Raw genomic sequence first — 24,918 nt, 5'->3', positions numbered from 1 at the left:
TTGCCTAATCTATCCTAGACCCCCTTTCAAGAGAAATTTCTATCTGTGCTTGACAGGAACAACGTTCAAAAAATACATGAATTTGAGACTCGGTATCAGTACGGAGTCACTTCCATTCTGGAGAACAGATTTCATGAACTTATATAGAAAAATCCTAGGAAAGACTTTCGTGGTAATAGCGTTACTTGCTTGTACTAGTTTTTGTAATGAGAAGGCAACGAATGATCCCTCTGCCCTTGCTTTGCTTGGTTTCACTTTGAACCTTTCCACGATTTCTGGTACCTTAACGGATGGAGCGGGTGCCCCCATTCCTAATGCCAGTTTAGAATTGGCGACCGAATCCAGTGTAAAAATCTCTGGTTCTTCCCGTTCTCTAGCGACTACTTCTGAAACAGGAGTTTGGCAACTTTCCTTGGGAAGTGGTAGTTATGAAATCCATGTGAAAGATGTGAATGGGAAATTACTGGGAACCTTTAAAATTTCTTCTTCTGAAAATCTGGAACCTTCAATTGAAGACATCTCTCATCTGACAGATACAATTTTTCTCGTTTCCCTTACAGGGAGTCGTGATGTGGGATCGAAGTTTGAAATTCTTTCTCCCCTTGATGGTAGTATTGTTAAAACATACGACTTACCTTTAAATATAAAAACAGCTGACAACTTGTCTTGTCATGTTTTACAAAATAATACAGAAAAAGAAAATTTTAATGTCGGTAAAGGAGAGAATAACTCTTTAGTTTCCATGAAACCACTATTAGGTGCCAATAAAATTCAAATTCATTGTACAAACTCTGCAGGAATGTCTGCAAAAAAAACAATCCTAACTTATTTCGGAAATCGAATCACCGCTGGTGGATCTCATTCTGGTTATGTGGTAAACGGAAACCTTTATACTTGGGGTCGAAATAATTTTGGGCAACTTGGTTCGGGAACTTCCACAGGAGATCTAACTAACCCAACCATTACAAAATTATCTACGATCTCACAAGTTGTATCTATTGGTTTCAATCAAAACAATTCTCTTGCTATCACTGAGGACGGAAGTGTTTGGACTTGGGGAGCCAATAGCAGTGGACAATTGGGTATGGGAAATACCGGTGAAGTGCAAGCAGCTGCGGCTGATCCTGGTCCAAGAAATCCTCCGCGTAAGGTTCCTGGAATCAGTGGAGCTGTGATGGGAATTTATGGTTATGATCATGCTGTTGTTTTGAAATCAGATGGATCCGTGGTTACCTTTGGTTCTAATTCAGTAGGACAACTGGGAAATGGTTCTGGTGGAGCTGGAACATATTCGGCAAACCCTGTCACAGTGACTGGTCTTCCGAACGATATCATCCAAGTCATAGCAGGATCAGAACATACTGCCGCCTTATCAAAATCAGGTGATGTTTATGTTTGGGGAAGAGACCAATATGGAAATTTAGGAGATGGAACTCTTGGTACAGCTTCTGAAGTAAACTCTACACCGAAAAAAGTGAATTCTTTATCAGGAATTGTACATATAGCTAATGGACGCGACCATATCCTTGCTCTAAAAAATGATGGAACTGTTTATGCTTGGGGGCTTGCGTCGAGTGGTCAGTTGGGTATTGGGGGAAGTGGTTCGCCGTCCCCAGTTCCTACTCCAACACTCGTGACTGGCCTCTATCAAGTAGTGTCAGTATGGGCCAATGGAACTCAAAGTTTTGCAATCTTAAGTGATGGGACTGTTAAGGGTTGGGGGGCAAATTCCAGCGGTAATTTAGGAACTGGGCTTACCACTCCAGCAAAACTCTATACTCCGGGAGATATTGTAGTGGGAGTGAAAGGCATCCAATACTTTGGGTGTGGCGCTTTGCATAATTTTGCAATTCTTAAATCTGGTTCTTTGTATGGATGGGGTTGGAATTTTAAAGGTTCCATTGGTCGCGCTGATTTACAAGAAACTTGGGCTGCCACAACTCCAATCTTTTTAACCATTCCGAACTAGTTCTACTTTTGTTTTTATTAGTTTCAATGAGAGTTTTATTACTGGTTTTGATAGTTTTTTCTTCCTATGGATGTGTGTTTCTAAAAGCAAACACATGTTCTACGGGAATTGGATTGTCAAATATTGATAATCTTACCTCGGAATTCGGTTGTCCAAATGAAAAGGATCTTTGTAAAGATGGCAATTGTTTGGCTTTACTCGGTTTAAACCAATCAGGAAAATTTCCTTGGGACTATGAAGAGGGAGAAGAACTCTCTGGTGGAAAGGCAATGACAAGTTTTGTAACAGATGCTCGTGCTTTCCTTCAGTTTGGAAAAAATTCACCTTTAACAACAATTTCTGACTTTACGGTCGGACAATCTGTATTTGAAGTTCCATGGAATCCTGGGTTTTCTTCTACTCTACCAGACCGTGATGGTCTAGGTCCCTTCTTTCATTCCAATTCCTGTTTAGGGTGTCATGTGGGAAATGGAAGGGCGGTCGAAGATGATGGAGATCCTTTGGTATTCACCTTGGTACGGTTAGGTGTGGGTAGTAAAGGCAACGACCCAGAACCAGTGTATGGGTCACAATTCCAACCAAATTCTGTGGCCGGTGTGACAAAAGAAGGAACTGTCCATTTAGAATACGATACCTTTAGTGGAACCTTTCAAGATGGTAGTTCGTATTCACTACGGAAACCTAGTTTGGTATTTAGTGAACTTGGGTATGGGCCATTTGCTTCTGGCCACAAAACATCAGTTCGGTTAACCCAACAAGTGATAGGTCTTGGTCTTTTAGAAGCTGTTCCAGAAGAGAGTATACTTTCTCAATCTGATCCAATGGACTTAGATGGTGATGGAATTTCAGGAAGGCCCAATTATCTTTGGGACTTAACGGGAAGCGGAAAGTCTTTGGGACGATTTGGATGGAAGGCAAATGCACCCAGTCTCAAACGCCAAAATTCGGCAGCATTTTCCGGCGATATTGGAATTACGAGTCCTATGTTTTCGCAAGAAAATTGTAGTTCCACTCAGTCTTCATGTTCCGGTTCCACAGGGGGTGGTAACCCCGAAGTACCTGAAGAAAAAATTGCAGCGATTACTAAGTATATGCAACTTGTGGCTGTGCCTGTCCGAAGAAATGCAAATTTGGCAGTAATTCTTTCGGGTAAAAAACATTTTTTTTTGGCAGGATGTAACAAATGCCATACGGAGAAGTTGGTAACTTCTTCTAATGCTTCCTTCCCACAACTTTCTAATCAAACCATACGTCCTTATACTGATTTACTTTTACATGATATGGGAGAGGATCTCAGTGATGGAAAAGCGGATGGTGAAGCATCGGAAAGGGAATGGAGGACTGCACCGCTCTGGGGAATTGGACTTTTTGGAGCAGTGAATGGGAGAGCTCGTTTTTTACATGATGGTCGTGCCAAAACATTGGATGAGGCAATCCTTTGGCATGGAGGAGAAGCAGAAAAAAGTAAGAATTATTTTAAAGCACTTAATGTATCGGATCGTGCCAGTATGATTCGATTTTTATTATCATTGTAAAAGCCCTAGTTAGGAAGAATGTAAAAAAACAGGAATCTGTAAAAAATTCATCCTAAGCTTTTGATTTAACACTTGTAGGCAGGTTTTTAAATTATTAAATTTGTCTGGCATGCAAAAGACTTGGTTTTTGATTTCTTTTTTTTTCTCCCTCACTCTCTTTTTGAATTGTGATCCGGTTCCTCAAAACCAGGAACCGCCTTCCGTAGAGGAAACTGTGTCAGAAGAACAAACAACAAAAGAGCTCCTAGAAAGTTTAGATTCTTCAGACAGTTTTACTCGTTCCCAAGCTGCTGTACAGTTGGGGAGTAGAGAAGAAAAGTCGGCCATTCCCAAATTAAAAAAACTTTTATTGGATAAAGAACCAGGGGTTCGTGCAGGTGCTGCCATTGCCCTCGGAGATTTAAAAGACAAATCTTCTTCGGCTGCCATTGCCAATCTTTTATGGTCGGATAAGGAAAATCCAAAAGATGTATATTTAGATGCACTCACTCGGATGAAAGATCCGTCTGCGGGTAATAGAATCTACTCTTTGTTAGATGATACTAATCCTACTCTTCGTTTACAAACCGTAGATGCCTTGGTGCAAATTGGTGCCAATTCGGTAGGCCCTCAAATCTTAAGTTTGGCATTAAAAAACAAAGATCGAGAAAAAGACAAAACCTATGCTATGGCACTGGGAAAATTAAAAATCGCAACATCTGAATCCTATTTACTCCAACTCACCCAAACGCAAGACGAGTCCCCAACACTTGCTGCAGCTTACCTGGCACTCGGCAGAATCAAAGCAAAAAAAGCAAATGATGTGCTTGTGAAAGCATTAAACCTTCCTTATAGCAAAGGAAAAGAAAACGCTTCAATGGCTCTTATTGAAATTGGAAATCCATCTGTGGTTCCCAAAGTTTTCCAAGCCCTATTATCAAACGATCCTGAAACCAAACTTTATGCAACGGATGTGCTTTGTTCGATTCCTTCCAAAGAAGCAGCCCAGTTAGCCTTTGGTTTGTTTAGTGGAAAAGACACAAAGAACTGGGGGAGTGCTGCAAAGATTGTAGGCCGTCAAAGGTTTAAAGAAGCAAGGTTACGCCTAGAAGAGTTATTAGAAAAAGAATCTACACCAGAACGAGATAGTTTTGCCGAAGCCCTTGGTTGGATTGGTGACAAAGCATCGGTTCCCGTTCTACGAAAAATTTTATTATCGGGTGCGAACGAGGGTCCTTATGGTTCTGCTTGGGCACTGGGGATTTTAGGAGCTAAAGAGGCGGTGCCGGATCTCATCAAAGCTCTCGACAAAGGAGATGCAAAACTTATGGTCTATGCTTTGGAAGCTTTGGGTTCCATTGCTGATCCAACGAGTTTACCCAAACTAAAAAGTTTACTGTCCGATAGACCAAAGATGGCACCACAAATTCTTTCTACAGTGGCTTTGATTCCCACAGAAGATGCACGTCTCATCATCGAAGAAGCAACAAAATCAAAAGATGCAGAAGTATACAGGCCGGCATTGGAAGAAATCGCCAAACGTAAGGATAAAAAATCCATTCCAGTTCTATTAACGTTTGTTAATGGAGATGATTCTGAAAAACGCAAACTAAGTTATTATGCACTTATGTCCATTACAGGAAAAAAATTTCGTACATCAAAAGAATGGAATGGGTGGGCGAAAGGGAACTTATGAAAAAAATACCAACTTTATACGAATGGGCCGGTGATATAAAAACTTTCGATGGTTTGTTTACTTTGTTCTATAGTAAAGTATTGAAAGACGACCTACTCGGTGAGGTATTTGAAAAAATGTCGTCAGAGCACGTAAAACATGTATCTCATTTTGTGGCTGAAGTTTTTGGCGGAGATCCATTGTATACTTCGAAAGACGGAGGAAGTCATTCCCATATGATCGGAAAACATATTGGGAAAATGTTGACGGAAGAAATGAGACAACGTTGGGTTCATTTACTTTTACAAACTGCTGATGAAGTAGGTCTCAAAAGTGATCCTGAGTTTCGTTCTGCATTTGTAGGATACATTGAATGGGGAACAAGGCTTGCCGTAATTAACTCTCAGTTGAAAGTGAATCCAATGGACACAAACGAACCAATGCCAAAGTGGGGTTGGGGAGAAACAGGTGGACCCTATCTGCCTTCAGAAAACTAACTCCATTCGTCTTCAAAGGCAAAGGTTTCTGCCGGGAGTAGTTCCGAAATTCCTGTGGATTCAATCAAGATCGAATCAAACTTTCCGTCTTTAGCAAGTTTGGTGATTTTTATGAGTAAGTCTTCACGAGGGGTCCAACATAGGCAACCATTCGATATCTCGACTAATTTTTCACTTGTACGACTGAAACTACTACCAGACGCCACTAGTTTTGCCCGCCCCTAAAAATCCAGAGAATAAAGTCACAGGTATTTTTTCTGCCATAGGATTGTCCTAAATGCAATTTTATTGCATTTAGTTTTCAGCCTCGGATTTCTCCGTATTCTAGGGAAATCCTTGCAATTCCCCCTTGGGATTCAGATCCTTTTCTTATGCAATTGGATCCGTACTACCTGAAGGCCACAAAGACCATCAACTCTATCCGTTCCACACTTCTTGTAATTTTTATTTTAGGAATCCTCGGGAGTTTAGGCTCTCTTCATAAAGACCAACTCATTATGATGCTTTTTACCACTTTCTTTTATGGAGTGGTTGCCTTCACCCAGTATCGGCTATTAAAAAACGGGAAAGACCCCCATGCCTTTTGGTTTGTAATCATTGATATCTTTTTGATTGGGTCCAATACCTTGGGACAAAGTATCATGGATTTGGATATTGCTTCCTCTGCTTTGAAAGATGGAGTGAATTATATCATTTCCTTTTTTATTTTATTATATTCAGGATTTCTTTTTTCATCCCGCCAAACATACGTAATTGGGTTTCTATTAACATTGGTTCAAATAGGTTCTCTCATTTTGGCTGGGATGGTTGGAATGGAATTTGTGGATCGTAATGATACGCATAAAATGGCTTATTCGATTTCTTTACCTGTGGAAATTGTAAAAGTATTTTTTCTGTTAATGGCAACGATCACGATTGGCAAAATGGTGGGACTACTTACTTCCATTCGTGATGAGGCGGTCCTCGGGAAAAAAACATCCGAAGAACATACAAAAGTAATGGAAACACAAAAAGAGGCTATGGTAGAAACGGGAGAGAGTTTAAACCAATCCGTTGCCGCTCTTAAAGTTTTTGCTGATGATTTGAATGGTCTTGTACAAAACCAGGCAGCTTCCATTGAAGAAATCTCTGCTTCCTTAACTGAAATTTCACAATCCACAGAGAATTCTGTATCCTTTGTCAAAGACCAATACAATCGAATTGAAACATTGAATGAAGAAAGCCAAACCTTAGAAGGAATTGTAAAAACTGTAAGAGGGGAGATTGATATTATTTCGGATCAAATCAACCAGTCTTCTAAATTTAGCAATTTGGTGACGAACTCCATGCAAAACTTAAATACCATTTTAGGTGAAGTAAGTTCGAGTTTTCAGAAAGTGGAAGATGTAAACCAGATCATGAAAGAAATTGCAGACCAAACAAATTTACTTGCTCTCAATGCATCGATTGAGGCGGCAAGAGCAGGGGAACATGGTCGGGGGTTTGCGGTTGTAGCCAGTGAAGTGGCAAAACTTGCTGAAAATTCTGCCACCAACGCAAGTATCATTTCTAAAACCATTCACAAATCAAAATCTGATTTAGTGAAAGGAAATGCTTCGGCAAAAGAAGCAAACGAACTGGCTCTGAACCAAGAAAAGGAAATGTCCAAAATTCAAAATAAGGTGATTAGTTTTAACGAGAAGTTTGTCGACTTGCAAAGATTAAATGCTAGGGTTGTAGAATCACAAAAAGAATTAAAAGAGCTTTCCTCACAACTCGAATCAATTGCGAATGAACAGTCAGTAGGGAACCAGGAAGTGTCTCGTGCTGCACAAAGTATCGAAGACGCTGTCCAAGTGGTAGCCGAAAATACAAGGGTGCTTGCCGAACATATTGAGGACATTCAAGACTTAGCCAACCGAATCCGTTAAGCCTTGTCTAACACCATTAACTTAACAAGCTTTGGTTTCGTTCAGCAGGGAAGGTGGGAAAATTATTTGTAATTCTTTTCCCTAGTTTGATCTTTGAGTGAAAGTCCTGCTTAAGGAGCCGACTGTATGATTTCCAATAACTATTTTAACGATAACGATGACCTGATTGATCATTTTGATTCTCTTACCCCTTGGAACGAGGTGGTAGACCAATACGAACAAGGTTTCGAAGACTTTGCAGAATACCAAAAATCGGGAAAGGAAGAACTCGCCTTTGCTCCCGGAAATTATGAAGATGCCATCGAATTTTACCGCTCCACTTTGGAAGCCGGTGGGGACATTGCCGGAAACGACATCTCTCAAATATCCAAACAAATGGACGAAGAGGGACTGAAATACAAAGACGGACAAGTAGGATTTCCAAAAGTTATGTTGGATGTGGTCGAAAAAATAAAATCGGCAGGACTTCTTCCTTACGGAATCCATAGACATTACGGTGGGCTTGGTCTTCCTTCTGTCGTACAATCCATGTTATCCGAATGTGTTTCTCGTGGAGATGGATCCCTTGCCATCACTCTGGGATGTATGAACCTCGCAGAAACTGTAGAAAGATTTGGAACCGATGCCATGATTCATGAATTTGTTCCAAAGATGGCAGCAGGTGAACTTTGTGGGGCAATGGCACTCACGGAACCAAACTACGGATCCGACCTTCCTAACTTACAAACCAAAGCAATCAAAGGCGAAGATGGCACTTGGAAGATCACTGGAACCAAAAGGTTCATCACTCATGCTTGTGGGTTTGGATCGGCACCTTCTATTATTTTGACACTAGCAAGAACCGGAACAACTACCAGTGGAGCACGTGGGCTATCTTTCTTTTTAGTTCATTCCAAAGATGTATTCGTAGCTTCCATTGAAAAGAAAATGGGACTTCATTGTTCTCCTACCTGCGAAGTTGTTTTTGAAAACAGTCCAGGAATTCTCATTGGGGAAGAAGGAAAAGGCCTTGTGAAATATTCTATGGCCATGATGAACCAAGCACGCCTCAACATTGCAGCCCAAGCGATGGGGATTGCTACTGCGGCTTACTTCGAAGGTAAAAAGTATGCTGAAGAAAGAGTGCAGTTTGGTAAAACCATCAACAACATCACTGCGGTGAAAAAAATGTTAGAAAGAATGGAACGAGAAGTGGCTGCAATGCGTTGTATTTTGTATGAAGCAAGTTTTGCAGTGGATCAGTATCGTTGGAAAGAAGAACGAGGAAAGATGAAAGGTCTCAATGAAAAGGACATCAAAAAAGATGAATCTTTCAAAAAATGGGAAAAACTTGCCTCACTATTCACTCCACTTTCTAAATACTATATTACGGAAATGGCAAATCTCGTGGCTTATGATTCAATGCAAATCCACGGCGGATCAGGATACACTGAAGATTATGATGTAGCGCGCCTTTACCGTGATGTGCGAATCACCAATATCTACGAAGGAACCACTCAGTTACAGACTGTTGCTTGTATTGGGGGAATTGTTTCTGGAATGACAGAAACAGGAATCTACCGTGAATACTTAAAATCGGAAATGGCGACTTTTGCTGCAAGCAATGGTTTAAATGACCTATTCAAACAATTTGAATCAGTTGTGGCAGAGTTTGCAGAAATTGATTCTACTCCTCTACGTGAAGAGTTGGCTTTTGAAGTTGTTGAATCAGCAGCACGTTTTCACAATAGTTTGTTACTCGAAAGAAGTATTGGTCGCTCTAAGGTAGAAAGAAGAACTTATCGTAAGTCTATTGCTGATGCCTACATTCTTGACAGTTCAGCAATCCTTGCAGCGAACCTAACAAAGATTCGTGGAAAGAAAAAAACGCCAGTCACTGCATAAACCTGTAGAGACAAATCCTCTTCTTCCTTGTTACGCTTGTTTTATGGAAGAAGAGGAAGGTGTAACATCTTCCAACCAACCCGACACAAGAATCTCATCCCCCTTTTTATGGAGGGGAGATTCTTATCCACCCATCCTAGATTCAGAAACGCCCGACCACTTGGAGCGAATTCGTAGTTTAGGAATTCCTTATATTTTTGATATCCACACTCATTTTTTTCCAGAGACAGTGATGAAACTCATTTGGCGTTGGTTCGACAATGTGAACTGGGCCATTGGATACCGGTTACCGGAAAAAGAACGAGTGGAGCGCCTCCATCATAATGGGATCGAACGGTTTACCACTCTCAACTATGCACACAAAATCGGCATGGCTTCTTCTTTAAATGATTGGACCTACGCGAACTTTAGCAATTGGAAAGGAGCCATTCCCTTTGGAACTTTTTATCCAGAGGAAGGAGTCCTAACTTATGTAAAGAAAGCTGTTGAAACATACGGATTTTGTGGTTTTAAACTCCACTGCGAAGTTTCCAAACTCAACTTAAACCGGCCAGAACTGGCAGATACCTTCGAGTATTTGCAAAAGAAACAAATTCCCATTCTCATTCATACGGGTACGGCCCCACTTCCAGGCGAATTTACAGGCATCCAATTCTTTCAACCTTTTCTGGAAACTTACCCTAACTTAAAGGTCATCGTAGCCCATATGGGAGCTCATGAAATTTCCGCCTACGCTTCGTTACTGGCAACCTATCCGAATTTGGGACTTGATACCACTATGGTTTTTGTGGACTTCCTTGCGACAGGAAAGGCGGAAGATGTGGACGCTGCTGTGTCCTATTTGGAAACTTACCAGGACCAAATTTATTTTGGATCTGACTTTCCGAATATCCCCTACAACTTAAATCACCCCATTACCCGGCTTTTGGATTTACCAATGAGTGACCTTGCCAAACAAAAAATTCTTTACCAAAACGCAGAAAACTTATTTTTTAAATGAAACGTGGTTGCATTTGCAACAGTGTTGCAAATGATTGTCCCACAGAGGTATTTATGAAATTTGCCAAACTTTTCCTATATTCTACCATCCTTCTCTCTGTGATGCATTGTGCTGAACTCTTTCAATCAAAAGATAAGAAAGATAATACGGATGCAATCTATGCACTTCTTTTGAACGCAGGTTGTACTGTTACTGATGTTTCCGCACCGTCTTCTGGAAGAAAAATTGATTTCACTGTTTGTCGTGGTGATGCCAATGCAGCCCTTGCCGCCAGTGGATTTTCTTCCTCTTCCGTTTCACTCAGTGGTGGGCTCGTAGGAACTGGATCTAGTTCTACTGTTTATACGAATGCATCTAGTTTATCCAGTCTTGGTGGAGACAAAAAAGCAAGTATTGAAATTGTCTATGTGCTTTCGCAGGGAGACTCCAGTGTTGATGCGATCCTTCCTTCTACAACAAACTTAAGCGGACCTGGATTTCATATTTTACCAACCACTGTGAATAAAATCGCATCCAATGGTACCAATTCAGCTTTAGCAACACTTTCAAGAACTTGGTCTTCGACTGTATCTTCCGAAAAAACACTCTGTTTGGAAGTTCACCAAGAAAGTGGGAATGCTCATGTGTTTGGTTGGGAGTCCGCTTGTTCTGTCGCTAGCCGAGGAACATACCAATTCGAAGAAGATGGTGTTGCTGCAGATTTTGGTGGGGATAGAATTGGGTTGCGGATCAACAAGGCTACCATAAAATCGATTACAATCTATTCCAGTAACATTGGAACCGCAGGTTCCTTTCAATAGATTCATTTTTATATAAGACAACGTGAAACCAAACTATCGTTTTTCTAAAATCAAGATAGGGGGAGTGATTCTCTCCCTTTTGTTTTCAGCCCTTCTTTTAGCGGAAGTTCCGGAATGGGAAAAAGAATTAGAAAACAAATCACAAACTAACAAAAAAAATGCGGGCTCAGATTCTAAATCAAATACTGTCACTTCCGATTGGGAAGCCGATTTAGAAAAGGACCTACAAGACCAAGAAAAACGAGAAAAGGGAACGGAAGGTAGTCGAGGGATTTCTTCACCAGTCCAGTCGAACCAACAGATCAATCGTTCGGCGCAAAATCTTATGATGGATGCTTACGCGGCCATTGACATTGTTGGTGCCTGGGATCGGAATAAACCTCGTGGTACTGGCGAACGAATTGACAACCAACTTGATATTCGGACCGCCGAATTTGGGTTTAACGGTGCTGTGGATCAGTGGATGCGTGGAAATTTTGTGGGTGCTGCTCACGGTGAAAATGGTAAGTATTTTTTTGAAGTCCATGAAGCTTGGGTACAGTTTCCTTTTTTACCTTTTAATACATCTCTTAAAGCAGGGCAGATGTTCATTGATGTGGGTCGTTTGAATAAAATCCATGCTCATGACCGTGCTTTTACCATGACACCGATTGTTCACGAAAAATTCATCGGTTGGGAATCTGCAATTGATACCGGCGCTGAGTTTAGTATTCTATTTCCTTGGAAATTCATTACTCAGGAATTAGTGTTAGGTGCCACAAACGGAAGAAAATGGGGACACTCACACGATGGCGGGATCCAAAAAAATAATCCTCTGCTCTATGCTCACTTAAAACATTTTTACTATTTTGGTAACAACTGGGGAACTCAGTTTGGATTTTCGGGAATTCGATTTGAACCCACAACGGAAAGAAAAAACCAAAGGTTATTGTATGGGATGGATGCAGTCCTTCGTTGGAACCGTTCTAATTTAAGTGAAATTATGCTTATGGCAGAGGGTTGGTACCAACAAGAAATTTTTCCTTCCAGTATGGACCCTGTCACTTTTCAGAAATTCAAAGCTCCTTCCAAAGACCAGTGGGGCGCTTATGCATTTTTAGATTTTAAATTCCACCAACTGTGGTCTGTTGGTTTTCGTTATGATTATTTTACGGACAAATCCCTTGTTGATAAAAATGGAGATCCCGCAAAAAATGCAATTGAAGCTCAGTCATTTCAAATGACATTCCATAGTTCTGAATTTGGTAAGGTGCGTGGATCAATAGAAAGACGTTACATACAAGATTATTCACGGTCTTCAGGGGAAGAAACGCGAGAGTATCGGTTTTATATTCAAACAGTTGCTGTTCTTGGTTCTCACCCAGCACATAGTTATTAAATCAAAAGAGGCAAATCATGTCACAGACAGTATGGAAGAATCAGTTCTCTAAACGTATCGTTCTCAGTTTTATTCTGTCGATTTTTTTTAATCAAACCCTCCTAGCTAAGGTATCTCTTGTCTCAAGCCTTCCCGACATCAAATACATTGCAGAACAAGTCGCAGGGGACAGGGCAGAGGTTTCTGGAATGATTCGAGGAACAGACGACCCCCACTTTGTGATGACAAGGCCTGACTTTCTTGTAAAACTAAGCGAGGCCGATGTCCTTTGTGTGATTGGTCTCGATTTAGAAATTGGTTGGATTCCGTATCTCCAACAACAATCCCGTAATATCAAAATTCAAAAAGGCCAACCCGGGTATTGTGATACATCTTTTGGAGTAAAAATCCTTGGGGAACCAACGGTGATGATGGATCGTTCCATGGGGGACATGCATATCTATGGAAACCCACACTACTGGAATGATCCCATCAATGCCATCCAAATGGCCCAAAATATAAAAAATGCTCTCACTCGAGTGGATCCTTTGAACGGAGAATACTACGAGGGTAATTTTAATATTTTTAAAAAACGACTGATCCAATTGACCAAAGAAGAAATGAAAAAGATGGAACCTTACTTTGGGTTAAAAGTAGCCGTTTTCCATGACCAATTTGTTTATTTAGCAGCTCGTTTTAAATTCAATGCAAACTTAACGATAGAAGAACGCCCTGGAGTTCCACCTTCTGTCCGTTATATGGATCAAGTGATTAGTTATATGACTGCAGAAAAGATAAAAATTATCTTGATTGGTCCTTATCATAATCCAAAGTATGCAGAGTATGTATCCTCAAAAGTTCCAGGTTCTGTGGTAGTCACATTGCCTGTTTCCGTGGGCGGTAGCCCAGAGGCTCTTACTTATGAAGACACACTTCGGTTGATGTTACAAAAGATACGAGATGCAAGCGACAAAACCAAATAAAAGCGAAGTTCCCGTTACCTTTATCCATACCGATGCTTTGTCCGTGGGTTACAGAAAAGAATTTCCTGTAGTATCCGACATCCATTTGCATATCCATTCCGGCAAAACCTATGCACTTGTTGGGGGAAACGGAGCTGGTAAAACCACACTGTTCCGAACCTTAACCGACCTTTTGCCTCCACTTTCGGGGGAAATTTCCTTTTCCAAAGAAATCACTACATCCTATGTGCCGCAAGCCAAACGGATGTCTTTGGAATTTCCTTTGAGAGTACAAGATGTACTTTTGATGCCAAAAAACATTGGACTTAGTTTTCTTCCTAAAAAGAAATTTTCTGAGGAAGATATGGCTCTCATTGAAAGAACGGGTGTTAGTTCTATATTGAAAAAACAAATTTCCCTTTGTAGTGGGGGGCAATTACAAAAAGTCCTAATCCTTCGTTCTCTTCTTACCAAAGCCAATTTAATTTTTTTGGATGAACCAATGGATTCTTTGGACCATAATGCCAGAGAACTCTTTCAAACTGTTTTATCGGAATACTTAAAAGAAGGAAATCGTTCTTTATTTTTTATCACTCATAGTTTGGAACATGATTGGGGATTTGGGTTTGATGAAATTTACGAAATAGACGAAGGTAAACTCTACAATATCACTAGTGGAGAAAGGCCTCCAAACTGCCACCACCATGACTAATATTCTTTCTAGTTGGACTTTATTTTTACCACAAATGGTTGTGGGTAGCCTTGTGGGAGCACTGCTTTCAGTTCTTGGGATATTAATTGTACTTCGAGGGATGACTTTCTTTGGAGTGACTTTGTCTCAAGCGGTTACTTTTTCTGTCGCCTTATCCTTGTTTATGGAGTGGCCTGGTGAAATTTTCCCGATTGTATTTTCCTGTGTATTAGTGTTTCCTCTATTGTATGTGAGAAAACTACGCGGACTGAAAGAAGAGGTCATCCTCGGCATTCTCTTCGTATTTTTTTCTGCGGCTTCTCAATTCATGTTGGCATTGGGAGGAAATGTACAAAACCATTTGATGGCTGCTTTTTTTGGAGATATATTAACTTCCCAAGTAAGAGCCGATTCCTTTGGGATTTATATCGCAGTTTTCTTTTTTATCCTCTATTTGAGTTTTTTCAGAAGGTTTCTTTTTATTAGTTTTGATAGGGACGAATACAAAATCCAAGTAGGAAATCCTCTTCCCTTTGATCTTTTGTTTTATATCATCCTTGCTGCCTCTCTCACTGTTGCGGTAAATCTACTCGGAACATTTTATAGCATTGCTCATTTGATATTGCCAGTCTTTGCCTTACTCCCTCTCATTCGTTCCTTAAAACTCCTGACTTTTGTTTGTGCTTTGTTTTCGGTTCTTGCGACTATTTCCGGTTTTTTAATTTCACTGGTGGGAATCGAACGAAATGGTGAGCTCATTTATTTTCCAACATCGTCCAGCATCATCCTTGTACTTTGTGTTTTGGCATTTTTTCTCCACCTCATTCGGTTTCTAACTACTTCCGTTTTTTCCAAATCTGTCCGATAGGTATTCTGTGGAACTAATTCCCTGCAATAGCTGCGGCCAAAACCGCTTCCGTCCTATATTTACGAAAGAAAGCCCACTAGGTGAATCCTTCTCAATCGTTGAGTGTAATTCTTGCGGACTTGTGCAAGTGAATCCCCAACCAAACTTCCTTGACGTAAAAAAATACTATGATGATTCCTATTTTACCCAAAGGACAGAACGAGGGTATGACAATTATTACTCTGATAAATTACGTGCGGAGATCTCTCGTGTTTTCCAACTGAACCTAAAAGATTTAGATTTTTTCTTTTGGGAAAAAGAACGAATCTCAGGACTTGCCAAAGAAGCGAAACTTTCTTCTTTGGACATTGGATGTGCTGCGGGTTATTTTGTGGCCTACCAAAAGGATCGGGGCTATGATGCGTATGGAATTGAAATTGCTGATGGCCCCGTTCGATTTGCAAGGGAAACTTTAAAATTAAATATCTTTCAAGAGAACTTTCTAGATTGGGATCCAAACTTTCAAAACCAGTTTGATGTGATCACACTTTGGGCCACCATCGAACACCTGCACAGTCCAAAAGAAACTTTGAAAAAAATCAAAAGTCATTTAAAACCTGGGGGAGTGCTTATTTTATCCACTTGCCGTTATGGTCTTTTGGCAAAACTTGGCGGACTCAGTTGGAGGTATTTAAATGTTCCCGAACATCTATACTACTACTCTTATAAAGGTTTGAAGAACCTACTTTTGTCTTTGGGTTACCACAAACCTGTTTCTTTTACCTATGGAAGTGGGATGACCACTCGTCCCGGAGCAGGATTTTTCTTCAAACTCCGGAAACGGGTGATGGACCGTTTAGTCAAATGGTTTCAGTTAGGTGATATGATGGTCTATATGGTAAAAAACTAAGTTAACTTTCGAGAGACTTGAGAATATCCTCAACACAGAAAGCAACAACTTCGTCGAGTTCTGCCGTGGCATCAACGAAGATCGTAGACTCAGGTAAAATCGCCAAATAGTTTTGGTAAATACGAGACTGTTCAGAATCTTCATCAAATACTTCTTCAGCTCCGCCACGACCTGTGCGACGTTCTTGTGCTTCCTCTGGAGAAAGGTCTAAAAAATACACTCTGTTTGGTTCTGGAAAACCTTTGTCTTCGTTTCTATATAAAATGTCTGCAGCATGTTCTTCATCTCTACCTTGGTAGGCAGCAGTGGAAAAATAATATCTATCTTGTACAATAGATTTACCACTTTTCAATGTAGGTAGAATGATTTCATTTACCGAACATTCACGATCTGCAATAAAAGCTTCAATTTGTTCTTCTTTTGATAGTTTGAGTTTTCCTTGTAAGAACTCTCTTATCTTTTTTCCGTGCACACTGTCTGTGGGTTCTCTATGCCAGAGGTTGGGGATGGATTTTGTGAGAAGCACTTCGGAAACCAAACGAGAGACGGTGGTTTTCCCGGAACCATCGATCCCTTCAAATACAAAGAACTGATTATTTTGGGGCATATCCCCTCCATTATAAGAATGGTCGTTTTTTCCTCGACTTATTTACTAAACTCGGCAATTTAGTCTAAGGAGCAAAAACATGAAAAAAATTTCGTCTATGCTGATCATTGCTTTTTTGGCTGTATTTATGATTAACTGTGCCTCTGAAGAAGTTAAACAAACGCCAGTTGTGGAAGAACCAAAACCTTCTAAAAAGCCAAAATTGGATGATTCATTCAAAACAAGAGCTAGAGACATTAAGTAATTACTACTCAAAGCGGAAGCCATCCTGGGCAACTTGGATGGTTTTTTTTTCTCATTTTGCTTATTTAGTAAGCATTATTAACATTTCCCCACCTTCCTTGTTCCTTATTGCCTTTCCTTTAAGCAAAATGCAGTAAAATACCCTACAATGCTTACTGGTACCGATCTTGCAATATAAAGTCTGTATCCATCTATGATCACAGAAAGAGAAAGTCATAAATTCCTACGAGATTGGAAAGATTGGTTGTCCGGAGGAACTCTTGTTCCCGTATTCCAACCCATCCTTTCGTCCGAATCCACTGGCATTTACGGCTATGAACTTTTGGGGCGTCTTTCCACACCGGAAGGACTGTTAAGTCTTGGAGAATTCTTTTTGTCCCAAACCTTTGGTTACGACGAAATATTTTTCCTAAAAAAACAAGTCGACGAAGAAATCCGTATGGCCGCCTTACAAAAGTTTGCAAAAGAAGCGCCACCAGAAACCAAGTTATTTTTAAACATTTCACCGAACGTTATGTACCATGCTCTATTACAATTGGAAACAGAACTTCCCCAAACCATTCAGATGGTGAGAGAAGTGGGTCTGGATCCGGAGCGGATAGTCATTGAAATTACTGAGGAACGGTTCCCGCATAATCTAGAACTTTTACGACCTGTTTTGCAGTTGTATAGGCAAGAAGGGTTTTCGATTGCCGTTGATGATGCGGGTTCGGAAGCAAGTAACTTAGACCGAATTGGTCTTTTCCATCCTGAAATTATCAAAGTCGATTTACAAATGTTACGAAGGTCAACCTTCTCAAGAAACTTCAAAGAAATTTTACTCAACCTATCAAAGTTAGGTGAATCTTTGGGAAGCAGTCTTCTTTTTGAAGGCATCGAATCGGAAGATGAACTTTATAATGCTTTAAACTATGGAGCCAGATACATCCAAGGATTTTATTTTGCCAAACCAGAACCATTTTTTGCGAAACGATTTGAATACAGAATGGAGATGCAGTCTTCATTACAATACTTTCATGCTCGTAAACAAGGCGAAATGAACCGTCAGATTGAATGGGAGACCATCTGGAAGGACAAACTTTCTGAAATTATGATGGGGTTTACAGAAGAGAATGGAATTTGGGAATGGAAGGGTGGATTTGAAACTAATGTCTTTGGTGATGGGGATTTCTTTCGGATGTACATCACAAGTCCTCTTGGATTTCAAGTTTCTCCAAACTATTCCCGAGACAAGTCAGGCAAAATGGAACCGGACTATTCTTTTTTGGGCAAAAACTGGTCGTTTCGGCCTTATTTTTTTGAACACCTTCACAAATCTAAAACTAGCCGAGATGCCTGGACTCTTTCCCAAATGTACCACGACATTTCAGAACGGATGATGTTAAGGACATTTGCTAGAAATCTCTCTGAAAATTTGATTTTATTTATCGATGTGGTCGTGTCTCGTTCCTGAAAGGTTTTGCGAAAATCTCTCTCTGGCTGGAATCTGGCAGGAGCTATGGCAAAAATACAATTTTTGCAATTACCGGTACCACCTCCGTCCTACTATGCTGCCACAGGAAATGTTCCCCTAGCAGCTGCTAGTTTAGCGAGTTGTCTGGAATCCAAAGATGACCCGGTCCTTGGACTGAGTCCTTATGTGGTTTCGCCGGAAGATACTGATTCCTTAGGAGACCGGGAACTCATTGACCGCATCGTAAAAGAAGGTCCTGATTTTTTAGGACTCTCTCTTTATTTATGGAATACGGAACGTAGCCTTTACATTGCTAAAGAAGTAAAAAAAAGAAATCCAGAGACAACCATTCTCATTGGTGGGCCCGAAGTAAACGAAGACAATCCTTATGTCCTCGGTGAAAGTGGGTATGACATTGCAGTATCAGGGGAAGCAGAACATAGTTTTCGAAACTTGATGCGCACCATACTTTCGAAGTCTTCATTAGAAGGACTGGAAAATATAGCATACCGAAAGGAAAATGGATCACTCTCTTCGTTTGGTAAACAGGCGGCAGCGGATTTCCCTTTAACTGACTTTCCTTCTCCTTATACAACGGGACATTTACAAGTGGACCCCAAACGTTCCACGTATTTAGAAACAGTGCGGGGATGTAAGTCACAGTGCACTTATTGTTTTTATCCTAAATCTTCACAGAACCTCCGTACCCTAGACATTCCAGAAACCATAAAACTCATTTCTAACTTAAAAGAAAAGGGGGCTCGCGAACTAGTATTCTTGGATCCCACCTTCAACCATAGGCCTGGATTTGAAAATTTTTTAGATGCCATTGCGGAAGTGAATTCGGATGGAAAGATGTCAATGTTTGCCGAATTACGTTCGGAAGGTGTGACACCGAAACTAGCAACAAAGCTTCGTAAGGCGGGATTCACTCGCGTGGAACTTGGATTACAATCAGTCAACGAAGAAACTCTGAAACGTGTGAAACGTTACGGGAGTCCTCACAAAGTAGCAGAAGTAGCCAAGATGCTTGCAGGTGAGGGGATTGAGTTACTTCTGGATCTCATCATTGGACTTCCCGGTGACAAACCAGACGATGTTGAACGGGGAATTCATTTCTTTTTGGAACATGGGCTTGGGGAATGGGTGCAGGCCTTTCCTCTATCTGTCCTTCCTGGAACTGCCATGCGTAGGGATGCTGAAAAAGAAGGTTTATCCTTTATGCCAACCCCGCCGTATCGGATCATCCAAACTCCCACCTTTAGTTCGCGTGATTTAACAGAGTCCTTGTTTTTTGCCGAGGACTTACTCGAACGTCGTTTGGATGAATTCCCAAGACCATTTTTATGTGCGGCCATTCCAAAGAAAAACGACCGTTTTGATTTGGTGTTAACAAATTCCAATACCCTTCCCATAGCAGAAACCAATCCTATTTTGGAAACTCAGTGGTCCAGTTTGTCGGGGAGTCGCCATCACAGTGTTTGGTTCCATTCAGATAATCTAACAAAAGACCTTTCTCGTATCCTTTTGTTGATTAAGGAAAGAATCACTGCTGAGCCGTTTTGTACGATAGATTTTGTTTTGCCTCTGATCTGTGTTCCAAAATCCAAAGAAATCGAAAGTTTGGTTTCTCTATTAGAAACACAAAGAAATTCTTATCTTTCTCGCACTTTGGCCCATAGAGGAGAAAACCTCCAACACCGTTTGGTTTTTGTTTTCGATGGAAACAATACTGAACTTAAGAATTGGCGAGAGAAAGAATTAGATTCTACATCTTACTTAATTTATGAAAAAATCCGAACCACAAGTATCCAAAGTTTAGATCCTACAAGAGAAGCCTTCTATTTAATTGAAGGAGAGGAAGTGGACGGTCCGGACTTTGCTTTTTTAAAAGAAGAAATGGATCCAGAATCCATTACCTTTTCTTCCAGAAAATTAGAAGAGAGGTGGTCGATGGAAGTTCTCGGTTACGGAGAATTATAATTTACGATTTGTGATTTTGTTTTCGAAAGAACTCTACATTTTCTAAAAATCTTTTTTTCTCCCCAGAACGAGAGGAGTGGCCGGCAATCGCTAGGCCCACTGTTAGGTGGCCTTCTTCATTTTTGGTAATTGTTTTAATGGTTCCAAAAGCTGTCAGGGGAGATTGCATTTTAAAAAAGATATCAAATTGAAATCCAGAAAGTTTGGGAAGACTTTGGATTAAATCGGGATGGTCCACAATTACTTTTAGTCCTCCTTCGGAAATATCAATGACCGGGAATTTTCCGTCTGATTTGATCATATTGGAATGACGAATCCGGTCTACCATTTCGAAACAAACTGTTTTCATCTCCATGGCTTTCATTAAATCAAAGGTTTCCGTTTTACTCTGCATTTGAATGTAACCAATAGGGATGGACTCTTCTTCATCGGTTAGATAAAGAATCGGAAGGATGAGCTCTGATTTAATTTTTTGGTTTCGTTTGTTATTGATTTCTTTATCGATATCTTCTTCGATTTCTTCCGAAAATACCAAAAAATCTTCGTTGGGAGAAGTTTCGTAACACTTTCTGTCAGTGGCATCTTCAAGGAGAAGGCCCTTTTTTGTTTTTTTGATTTGGCGAATGATTTCTGTGTCATCGCTGGAATTAAATGTAGATATTTTGATGAAATCAACAGTGTCTTTTAATTTCGTTTCATAGTCCTGAAAATTCACTTTCACGGCCGTTGGGACATGGAACATATCCGTTTCGATTTTTGCCTTACTGGAAACTACATTCGTAATCCAAGCAGAACCAGGAGGAACGGGAATCCGGGAACTTTCCCTATCTTTTTTAGCAATCGCGATTTTGTCTAAATGAAGAACATACTGGGATTCCGCCTTTTCTTGTTCGACGGTGCATTCTAAATGCAGGTATCTTCCTAAAATTTTATAAAGAGTGATTTTTTGACCTACGGAGAGGGTTAGGGTTGGACGTACGCTGATAAGGACTTTGTTCCCGTCTGCTGAAACTTTTTTTAAAAAACAACTTTCCCCAGAATGGATATTGTCCTTTAGACTCAATTCTTGGTTTAATAAAAATTTGGTCAAAACATGGAGTTTTTTTTCTTTGTCGGAAAAAACATCCAACGATCGCTTACTTCTTTCTAGAGTTTCCATAAAAGGTCGTGTTACTTACTATTATCGGACGAATTTCTCCTGAAATTCTCTTGCAAGGAGAGTTTTCTTACCTAAAGTAGAAAAAGGAAGGATAATTATGTCAAATCAACCCCTACCAGGACAAGAGCTTCTCGACGGAGTCAACGGACAAGAGCTCTTCTCGGTCAACATGGGACTCACGTATCGGGACTTTTTAGTACTACCCGGTTTTATCGACTTTAACCCCAGTGATGTGGAACTAGAAACAAAACTTTCCAAAAATATTTCACTCAAAAGACCGCTGATGAGTTCCCCCATGGATACAGTCACAGAGTCGGAGATGGCGATTGCCCAAGCACTTATGGGCGGAATTGGAATTATACATTATAACAACAGTATCGATGAACAAGTGGATCTTGTTCGCAAAGTAAAACGATACGAAAATGGATTTATCAAAGATCCGATTCTACTCTCTCCAGAACATACTCTTGCTGATTTGGACGCTGTAAAAGAAAAATACGGTTTTAGTGGAATTCCAATCACAGAAGATGGAACCGCCAACACAAAGTTAGTTGGTATTGTTACCAACCGAGATGTAGATTTTGAAAGAGATCGTGACATCAAACTCGGTAAGGTGATGACCACAGAACTTATCACTGCAAATGTTGGAATTAGTTTAAGAGAAGCTAATGATATACTTCGCACGAGTAAAAAAGGAAAACTTCCCATCGTGGATAAACAAGGGAAACTTGTGGCTCTCATTTGCCGCAGTGACCTGAAAAAAAATAAAGAATTCCCTCAATCCTCCAAAGATAACCAAAAACGACTGCGAGTGGGAGCCGCTCTTTCCACCTTACCTGAGTCACGCGAAAGAATGGCAGCCCTTGCCGGAGTGGGAGTGGATGCTATCATTATTGATTCTGCACAAGGAAACTCTAGTTACCAAATGGAAATGATCCAATGGATTAAATCCAATTTTCCAAATATCGATGTCATCGGTGGAAACGTAGTTACCAAAGCACAAGCAGCAAACCTAATTGCAGCGGGTGCGGATGGACTTCGGATAGGTATGGGTCCTGGATCTATTTGTATCACACAAGATACTATGGCTGTGGGTCGTGCACAAGCAACTGCTGTATTCAAAACAGCGGAGTATGCGCAAGCCCATGGTGTTCCTGTGATTGCTGATGGAGGGATTTCCAATATTGGAGATATTGCCAATGCTCTTGCGATTGGTGCTTCCATGTGTATGATGGGATCTATGTTTGCCGGAACAAAAGAAGCTCCTGGTGAGTATTTTTATGAAAATGGAATTCGTCTAAAGAAATACAGAGGAATGGCAAGTTTAGAAGCAATGAGTAAAGGTGGAGACAAACGGTATTTCTCTGAATCACAAAAGATCAAAGTGGCACAAGGTGTTTCTGGATATGTTGTGGATAAGGGTTCTGTCCTTAATCTCATTCCTTACCTTGTGCAAGGACTCAGACAAAGTTTCCAAGACATGGGATTTCGCAATATTCCCGATCTACACAAAGCTTTACGGGAAGGCAAACTTCGTTTTGAACGAAGGACGGAGTCGGCCCAAGCACAAGGTAGTGTTCATGGGTTGTATTCTTATACAAAACCTTCGATGAGAGCGGAATAAAAATTATACATGCGAAAACTTTGGACCTTCATATTCTTTTTTAGTTTTGTTTCGATGGATGCCCAAGCGCCGCCTGACACAAGTTTATCGGCGCAGGAACTTTTAGCAAGGCTTGACCGAGAATTGGATTTCGGAAAAGGTCTTGTGAAGGGGACCTATGTCCTCATTCGTCGGAATGGAACTTCAGAAACTTGGAAGATCAACCGGTTTTTTAATGGAGAAGACGCACTCCTTCTTTTTGACAGAAAAGGAAGGGGACTCGAATCCAAACTTCTAACCAAAGATGAAGGGGAAAATGTTTTTTTCTTCAATGTTCTCAGTGCCAAACTCTTTCGAAAAACAGATGATGAAAAGTATGAAGCTTTGATGGGAACAGGTTTTTTTTATGTAGATCTTTCGGGTTATTCTTATCAGGCCAACTACAATCCCCTTGTGAATGCTGATTTAGAAATTGGGGGAGAAGTGTATTACCGAGTTTCTTTAAAACCAATCCTTCCATATTTTTATAAAAAGTTAGTCCTTCTTATTGGGAAAAAGGATTTAAAACCTTACCGTGTTGACTTTCATGATCGAGATGGAATTTTATTTAAAACATTGAACCTAAAATACGGACCAGTAAAGGTAAAAGAAATTTCAGGAAAGGTGGAAGAAATTCAAAAAGCATCTCGGCTCGAGATGTTAGATTTGAATACAGGTAGTATCACCGTTTGGGAAATCCAAGAAGTGGATAAATCTGTCAATCCTGATGCTTCCTTGTTTGCCGTGGATAACTTAAGTCGATAAACCCTTGTTAGAGCCTGGACTCATTCTTTTTCGCACTGGCTTTTCCAAAAAACCCACTATTGTTCTATCTCCTGAAGAGATGGCTCACCTTCGTGCCTTACGACTGAGTAAGGAAGATACCACCATCCAAATTCGGGATGGGGTTGGTGGTCTTTACGATTACCAATTCTCTCCTCATTCCAAAGAATTAAAATTTTTAAACGAAACCCAAGTGCCAAGAAAAACGGATCGGAAAACGGTAGCCATTGCCCTTCCGAAAGGAAACCGTTTTGATTTTTTTTTACAAAAGGTAACAGAGATCGGACTCGATGCTGTTGTTTTTCTTGTCTTTCGACATTCCATTCGTAAAGAATTCAACTTAGAGAGGGCCGAAAAAATCGTAAAGGAAGCGGCCGCCCAGTCCAAACAAACAGAACTACTCACCCTTTCGATAGAAACGGCAAATGATTGGATGAATGCGCATAAAGAGAGTTTGGTGGTCTTTCATCCGCACAGGTCGGAAGTTTTTCGAGTCAGTTCTCTATCAGGAAAAATTCCTGTCATTGGGCCTGAGGGAGGATTTCATACGGATGAGGAAGATTGGATGGAAACAAACAAGATTCCAAGACTCACTCTTCCTGGTGGGGTGCTCCGGACGGAAACGGCAGGCATTGTTGCTGCCAGTTTCCTCGTGTATGGAACTTAAATTCTAAAGAAAAAAACCAATCCTTACTACTTGTTAGTCAGTAAAAGTAAGGTGGTAGATAAGTTACAATTGGTGGAGCAGGCACTAAAACATGTAGAAGCTGCTGGGTAATTATCTCCAGTCACATCGGGATATTTGGCTGCACAATCTGCGTTACAGGCTGTGAGACTTCCCCCCGTACATGTAAGTAGGAAAGTAAAGAGGTTTCTTTCCACGGTTTTGTCTTCTCTCTTTTGACAAGATGTAGAGAAGATCATGACAAAACACAATACAACCAAAACAAACAAACGATTCATATTCCTAAACTCCGTTCTCCCTGCATTTCGTCAATCGGTTCGTAAAAATCTTGACCCTTGTGACTTTTC

At 40.6% G+C, this 24,918-nt stretch carries 22 protein-coding genes and 1 pseudogene; 19 read left to right on the top strand and 4 right to left on the bottom strand.

Annotated elements, in window-relative coordinates; all coding sequences use genetic code 11:
* The first annotated feature begins 133 nt into the window (after positions 1-133).
* The 4 genes from LEP1GSC203_RS13115 (at position 134) to LEP1GSC203_RS13100 (ending at position 5,655) form a co-directional block, all read left to right on the top strand.
* Positions 134-1,969 carry an RCC1 domain-containing protein gene (locus LEP1GSC203_RS13115; RefSeq protein WP_084764954.1) on the top strand — a complete coding sequence of 612 codons (1,836 nt, stop codon included), beginning with the start codon at positions 134-136 and terminating at the stop codon, positions 1,967-1,969.
* 26 nt (positions 1,970-1,995) lie between these two features.
* Complete coding sequence (locus LEP1GSC203_RS13110) at positions 1,996-3,504, top strand: di-heme oxidoreductase family protein (RefSeq protein WP_002973673.1); 1,509 nt, start codon at positions 1,996-1,998, stop codon at positions 3,502-3,504.
* A 109-nt stretch (positions 3,505-3,613) separates the two neighbouring features.
* A complete protein-coding gene (locus LEP1GSC203_RS13105; RefSeq protein ID WP_002974030.1) occupies positions 3,614-5,179 on the top strand; it encodes a HEAT repeat domain-containing protein in 1,566 nt (521 codons plus the stop codon).
* The gene (locus tag LEP1GSC203_RS13100; protein WP_002973731.1) at positions 5,176-5,655 is read left to right on the top strand and encodes a group II truncated hemoglobin; all 480 of its coding nucleotides are present in this window, start codon (positions 5,176-5,178) and stop codon (positions 5,653-5,655) included. The genes LEP1GSC203_RS13105 and LEP1GSC203_RS13100 overlap by 4 nt, the downstream gene beginning before the upstream one ends.
* A gap of 5 nt (positions 5,656-5,660) precedes the next feature.
* Here the strand turns inward: LEP1GSC203_RS13100 and LEP1GSC203_RS13095 are convergent.
* A pseudogene (locus LEP1GSC203_RS13095) lies at positions 5,661-5,919 on the bottom strand (GTP-binding protein); the annotation flags it as partial.
* A gap of 107 nt (positions 5,920-6,026) precedes the next feature.
* On the opposite strand from LEP1GSC203_RS13095, the gene LEP1GSC203_RS13090 reads away from it, so the two are divergent.
* The 9 genes from LEP1GSC203_RS13090 (at position 6,027) to LEP1GSC203_RS13050 (ending at position 16,016) form a co-directional block, all read left to right on the top strand.
* Positions 6,027-7,565: a methyl-accepting chemotaxis protein gene (locus LEP1GSC203_RS13090; RefSeq protein WP_002974298.1), complete on the top strand. Its 1,539-nt coding sequence runs from the start codon at positions 6,027-6,029 to the stop codon at positions 7,563-7,565.
* 126 nt (positions 7,566-7,691) lie between these two features.
* Complete coding sequence (locus LEP1GSC203_RS13085; protein WP_002974175.1) at positions 7,692-9,449, top strand: acyl-CoA dehydrogenase family protein; 1,758 nt, start codon at positions 7,692-7,694, stop codon at positions 9,447-9,449.
* A 43-nt stretch (positions 9,450-9,492) separates the two neighbouring features.
* Positions 9,493-10,449 (top strand): amidohydrolase family protein, encoded by a 957-nt coding sequence (locus tag LEP1GSC203_RS13080; protein ID WP_002973982.1) that lies wholly within the window; start codon positions 9,493-9,495, stop codon positions 10,447-10,449.
* A 53-nt stretch (positions 10,450-10,502) separates the two neighbouring features.
* Complete coding sequence (locus LEP1GSC203_RS13075) at positions 10,503-11,249, top strand: hypothetical protein (RefSeq protein ID WP_002973853.1); 747 nt, start codon at positions 10,503-10,505, stop codon at positions 11,247-11,249.
* 22 nt (positions 11,250-11,271) lie between these two features.
* Positions 11,272-12,627, top strand: coding sequence for a TonB-dependent receptor (locus tag LEP1GSC203_RS13070; protein ID WP_002974434.1), 1,356 nt, complete (start codon positions 11,272-11,274; stop codon positions 12,625-12,627).
* 17 nt (positions 12,628-12,644) lie between these two features.
* Positions 12,645-13,589 (top strand): metal ABC transporter substrate-binding protein, encoded by a 945-nt coding sequence (locus LEP1GSC203_RS13065; RefSeq protein ID WP_002973557.1) that lies wholly within the window; start codon positions 12,645-12,647, stop codon positions 13,587-13,589.
* A complete protein-coding gene (locus LEP1GSC203_RS13060) occupies positions 13,567-14,280 on the top strand; it encodes a metal ABC transporter ATP-binding protein (protein ID WP_002974235.1) in 714 nt (237 codons plus the stop codon). The genes LEP1GSC203_RS13065 and LEP1GSC203_RS13060 overlap by 23 nt, the downstream gene beginning before the upstream one ends.
* Positions 14,273-15,127 carry a metal ABC transporter permease gene (locus LEP1GSC203_RS13055; RefSeq protein ID WP_002974311.1) on the top strand — a complete coding sequence of 285 codons (855 nt, stop codon included), beginning with the start codon at positions 14,273-14,275 and terminating at the stop codon, positions 15,125-15,127. The genes LEP1GSC203_RS13060 and LEP1GSC203_RS13055 overlap by 8 nt, the downstream gene beginning before the upstream one ends.
* 7 nt (positions 15,128-15,134) lie before the next feature.
* Positions 15,135-16,016 (top strand): class I SAM-dependent methyltransferase, encoded by an 882-nt coding sequence (locus tag LEP1GSC203_RS13050; protein WP_002973563.1) that lies wholly within the window; start codon positions 15,135-15,137, stop codon positions 16,014-16,016.
* 1 nt (position 16,017) lies between these two features.
* On the opposite strand, the gene tmk is transcribed toward LEP1GSC203_RS13050, so the two are convergent.
* Entirely contained in the window at positions 16,018-16,623 is a 606-nt protein-coding gene (gene tmk, locus LEP1GSC203_RS13045; protein ID WP_002974427.1) for a dTMP kinase, read from the bottom strand.
* Positions 16,624-16,702: 79 nt separating this feature from the next.
* Here tmk and LEP1GSC203_RS19870 point away from each other — a divergent pair, with 79 nt between their 5' ends.
* The 3 genes from LEP1GSC203_RS19870 (at position 16,703) to LEP1GSC203_RS13030 (ending at position 20,302) form a co-directional block, all read left to right on the top strand.
* Positions 16,703-16,867, top strand: a complete 165-nt coding sequence (locus tag LEP1GSC203_RS19870) for a hypothetical protein (protein ID WP_002973824.1) — start codon at positions 16,703-16,705, stop codon at positions 16,865-16,867.
* Positions 16,868-17,059: 192 nt separating this feature from the next.
* Positions 17,060-18,319, top strand: coding sequence for an EAL domain-containing protein (locus LEP1GSC203_RS13035; RefSeq protein ID WP_002973685.1), 1,260 nt, complete (start codon positions 17,060-17,062; stop codon positions 18,317-18,319).
* A 45-nt stretch (positions 18,320-18,364) separates the two neighbouring features.
* A complete protein-coding gene (locus tag LEP1GSC203_RS13030; protein WP_039937843.1) occupies positions 18,365-20,302 on the top strand; it encodes a B12-binding domain-containing radical SAM protein in 1,938 nt (645 codons plus the stop codon).
* 1 nt (position 20,303) lies between these two features.
* Here LEP1GSC203_RS13030 and LEP1GSC203_RS13025 read toward each other — a convergent pair whose 3' ends face one another.
* Positions 20,304-21,461: a DUF1577 domain-containing protein gene (locus LEP1GSC203_RS13025; RefSeq protein WP_039937841.1), complete on the bottom strand. Its 1,158-nt coding sequence runs from the start codon at positions 21,459-21,461 to the stop codon at positions 20,304-20,306.
* Positions 21,462-21,558: 97 nt separating this feature from the next.
* Here LEP1GSC203_RS13025 and guaB point away from each other — a divergent pair, with 97 nt between their 5' ends.
* From guaB to LEP1GSC203_RS13010, 3 genes are read left to right on the top strand one after another with little or no spacing between them, the layout of a single operon-like run.
* Positions 21,559-23,085 carry an IMP dehydrogenase gene (gene guaB, locus LEP1GSC203_RS13020; RefSeq protein ID WP_002974250.1) on the top strand — a complete coding sequence of 509 codons (1,527 nt, stop codon included), beginning with the start codon at positions 21,559-21,561 and terminating at the stop codon, positions 23,083-23,085.
* Positions 23,086-23,094: 9 nt separating this feature from the next.
* The gene (locus tag LEP1GSC203_RS13015) at positions 23,095-23,868 is read left to right on the top strand and encodes an outer membrane lipoprotein-sorting protein (protein ID WP_002974206.1); all 774 of its coding nucleotides are present in this window, start codon (positions 23,095-23,097) and stop codon (positions 23,866-23,868) included.
* A 4-nt stretch (positions 23,869-23,872) separates the two neighbouring features.
* Complete coding sequence (locus tag LEP1GSC203_RS13010) at positions 23,873-24,553, top strand: 16S rRNA (uracil(1498)-N(3))-methyltransferase (RefSeq protein WP_002974355.1); 681 nt, start codon at positions 23,873-23,875, stop codon at positions 24,551-24,553.
* Positions 24,554-24,579: 26 nt separating this feature from the next.
* Here the strand turns inward: LEP1GSC203_RS13010 and LEP1GSC203_RS19605 are convergent, their stop codons facing one another.
* The gene (locus LEP1GSC203_RS19605; protein ID WP_232225883.1) at positions 24,580-24,849 is read right to left on the bottom strand and encodes a hypothetical protein; all 270 of its coding nucleotides are present in this window, start codon (positions 24,847-24,849) and stop codon (positions 24,580-24,582) included.
* Positions 24,850-24,918: the final 69 nt, after the last annotated feature.

Origin of the sequence: Leptospira terpstrae serovar Hualin str. LT 11-33 = ATCC 700639, from assembly GCF_000332495.1 — a bacterium.
Taxonomy (GTDB): domain Bacteria; phylum Spirochaetota; class Leptospiria; order Leptospirales; family Leptospiraceae; genus Leptospira_A; species Leptospira_A terpstrae.
The sequence above is the reverse complement of the archived record's forward strand: the minus strand, read 5'-3'. Positions and strand labels throughout refer to the sequence as shown.

Excerpts from the sequence above, each read along its gene's own strand:
- LEP1GSC203_RS13115 (WP_084764954.1), top strand. The coding sequence starts at position 134 with ATGAACTTATATAGAAAAATCCTAGGAAAGACTTTCGTGGTAATAGCG.
- LEP1GSC203_RS13110 (WP_002973673.1), top strand. The coding sequence starts at position 1,996 with ATGAGAGTTTTATTACTGGTTTTGATAGTTTTTTCTTCCTATGGATGT.
- LEP1GSC203_RS13105 (WP_002974030.1), top strand. The coding sequence starts at position 3,614 with ATGCAAAAGACTTGGTTTTTGATTTCTTTTTTTTTCTCCCTCACTCTC.
- LEP1GSC203_RS13100 (WP_002973731.1), top strand. The coding sequence starts at position 5,176 with ATGAAAAAAATACCAACTTTATACGAATGGGCCGGTGATATAAAAACT.
- LEP1GSC203_RS13090 (WP_002974298.1), top strand. The coding sequence starts at position 6,027 with ATGCAATTGGATCCGTACTACCTGAAGGCCACAAAGACCATCAACTCT.
- LEP1GSC203_RS13085 (WP_002974175.1), top strand. The coding sequence starts at position 7,692 with ATGATTTCCAATAACTATTTTAACGATAACGATGACCTGATTGATCAT.
- LEP1GSC203_RS13080 (WP_002973982.1), top strand. The coding sequence starts at position 9,493 with ATGGAAGAAGAGGAAGGTGTAACATCTTCCAACCAACCCGACACAAGA.
- LEP1GSC203_RS13075 (WP_002973853.1), top strand. The coding sequence starts at position 10,503 with ATGAAATTTGCCAAACTTTTCCTATATTCTACCATCCTTCTCTCTGTG.
- LEP1GSC203_RS13065 (WP_002973557.1), top strand. The coding sequence starts at position 12,645 with ATGTCACAGACAGTATGGAAGAATCAGTTCTCTAAACGTATCGTTCTC.
- LEP1GSC203_RS13060 (WP_002974235.1), top strand. The coding sequence starts at position 13,567 with ATGCAAGCGACAAAACCAAATAAAAGCGAAGTTCCCGTTACCTTTATC.
- LEP1GSC203_RS13055 (WP_002974311.1), top strand. The coding sequence starts at position 14,273 with ATGACTAATATTCTTTCTAGTTGGACTTTATTTTTACCACAAATGGTT.
- tmk (WP_002974427.1), bottom strand. The coding sequence starts at position 16,623 with ATGCCCCAAAATAATCAGTTCTTTGTATTTGAAGGGATCGATGGTTCC.
- LEP1GSC203_RS19870 (WP_002973824.1), top strand. The coding sequence starts at position 16,703 with ATGAAAAAAATTTCGTCTATGCTGATCATTGCTTTTTTGGCTGTATTT.
- LEP1GSC203_RS13035 (WP_002973685.1), top strand. The coding sequence starts at position 17,060 with ATGATCACAGAAAGAGAAAGTCATAAATTCCTACGAGATTGGAAAGAT.
- LEP1GSC203_RS13030 (WP_039937843.1), top strand. The coding sequence starts at position 18,365 with ATGGCAAAAATACAATTTTTGCAATTACCGGTACCACCTCCGTCCTAC.
- LEP1GSC203_RS13025 (WP_039937841.1), bottom strand. The coding sequence starts at position 21,461 with ATGGAAACTCTAGAAAGAAGTAAGCGATCGTTGGATGTTTTTTCCGAC.
- guaB (WP_002974250.1), top strand. The coding sequence starts at position 21,559 with ATGTCAAATCAACCCCTACCAGGACAAGAGCTTCTCGACGGAGTCAAC.
- LEP1GSC203_RS13015 (WP_002974206.1), top strand. The coding sequence starts at position 23,095 with ATGCGAAAACTTTGGACCTTCATATTCTTTTTTAGTTTTGTTTCGATG.
- LEP1GSC203_RS19605 (WP_232225883.1), bottom strand. The coding sequence starts at position 24,849 with ATGAATCGTTTGTTTGTTTTGGTTGTATTGTGTTTTGTCATGATCTTC.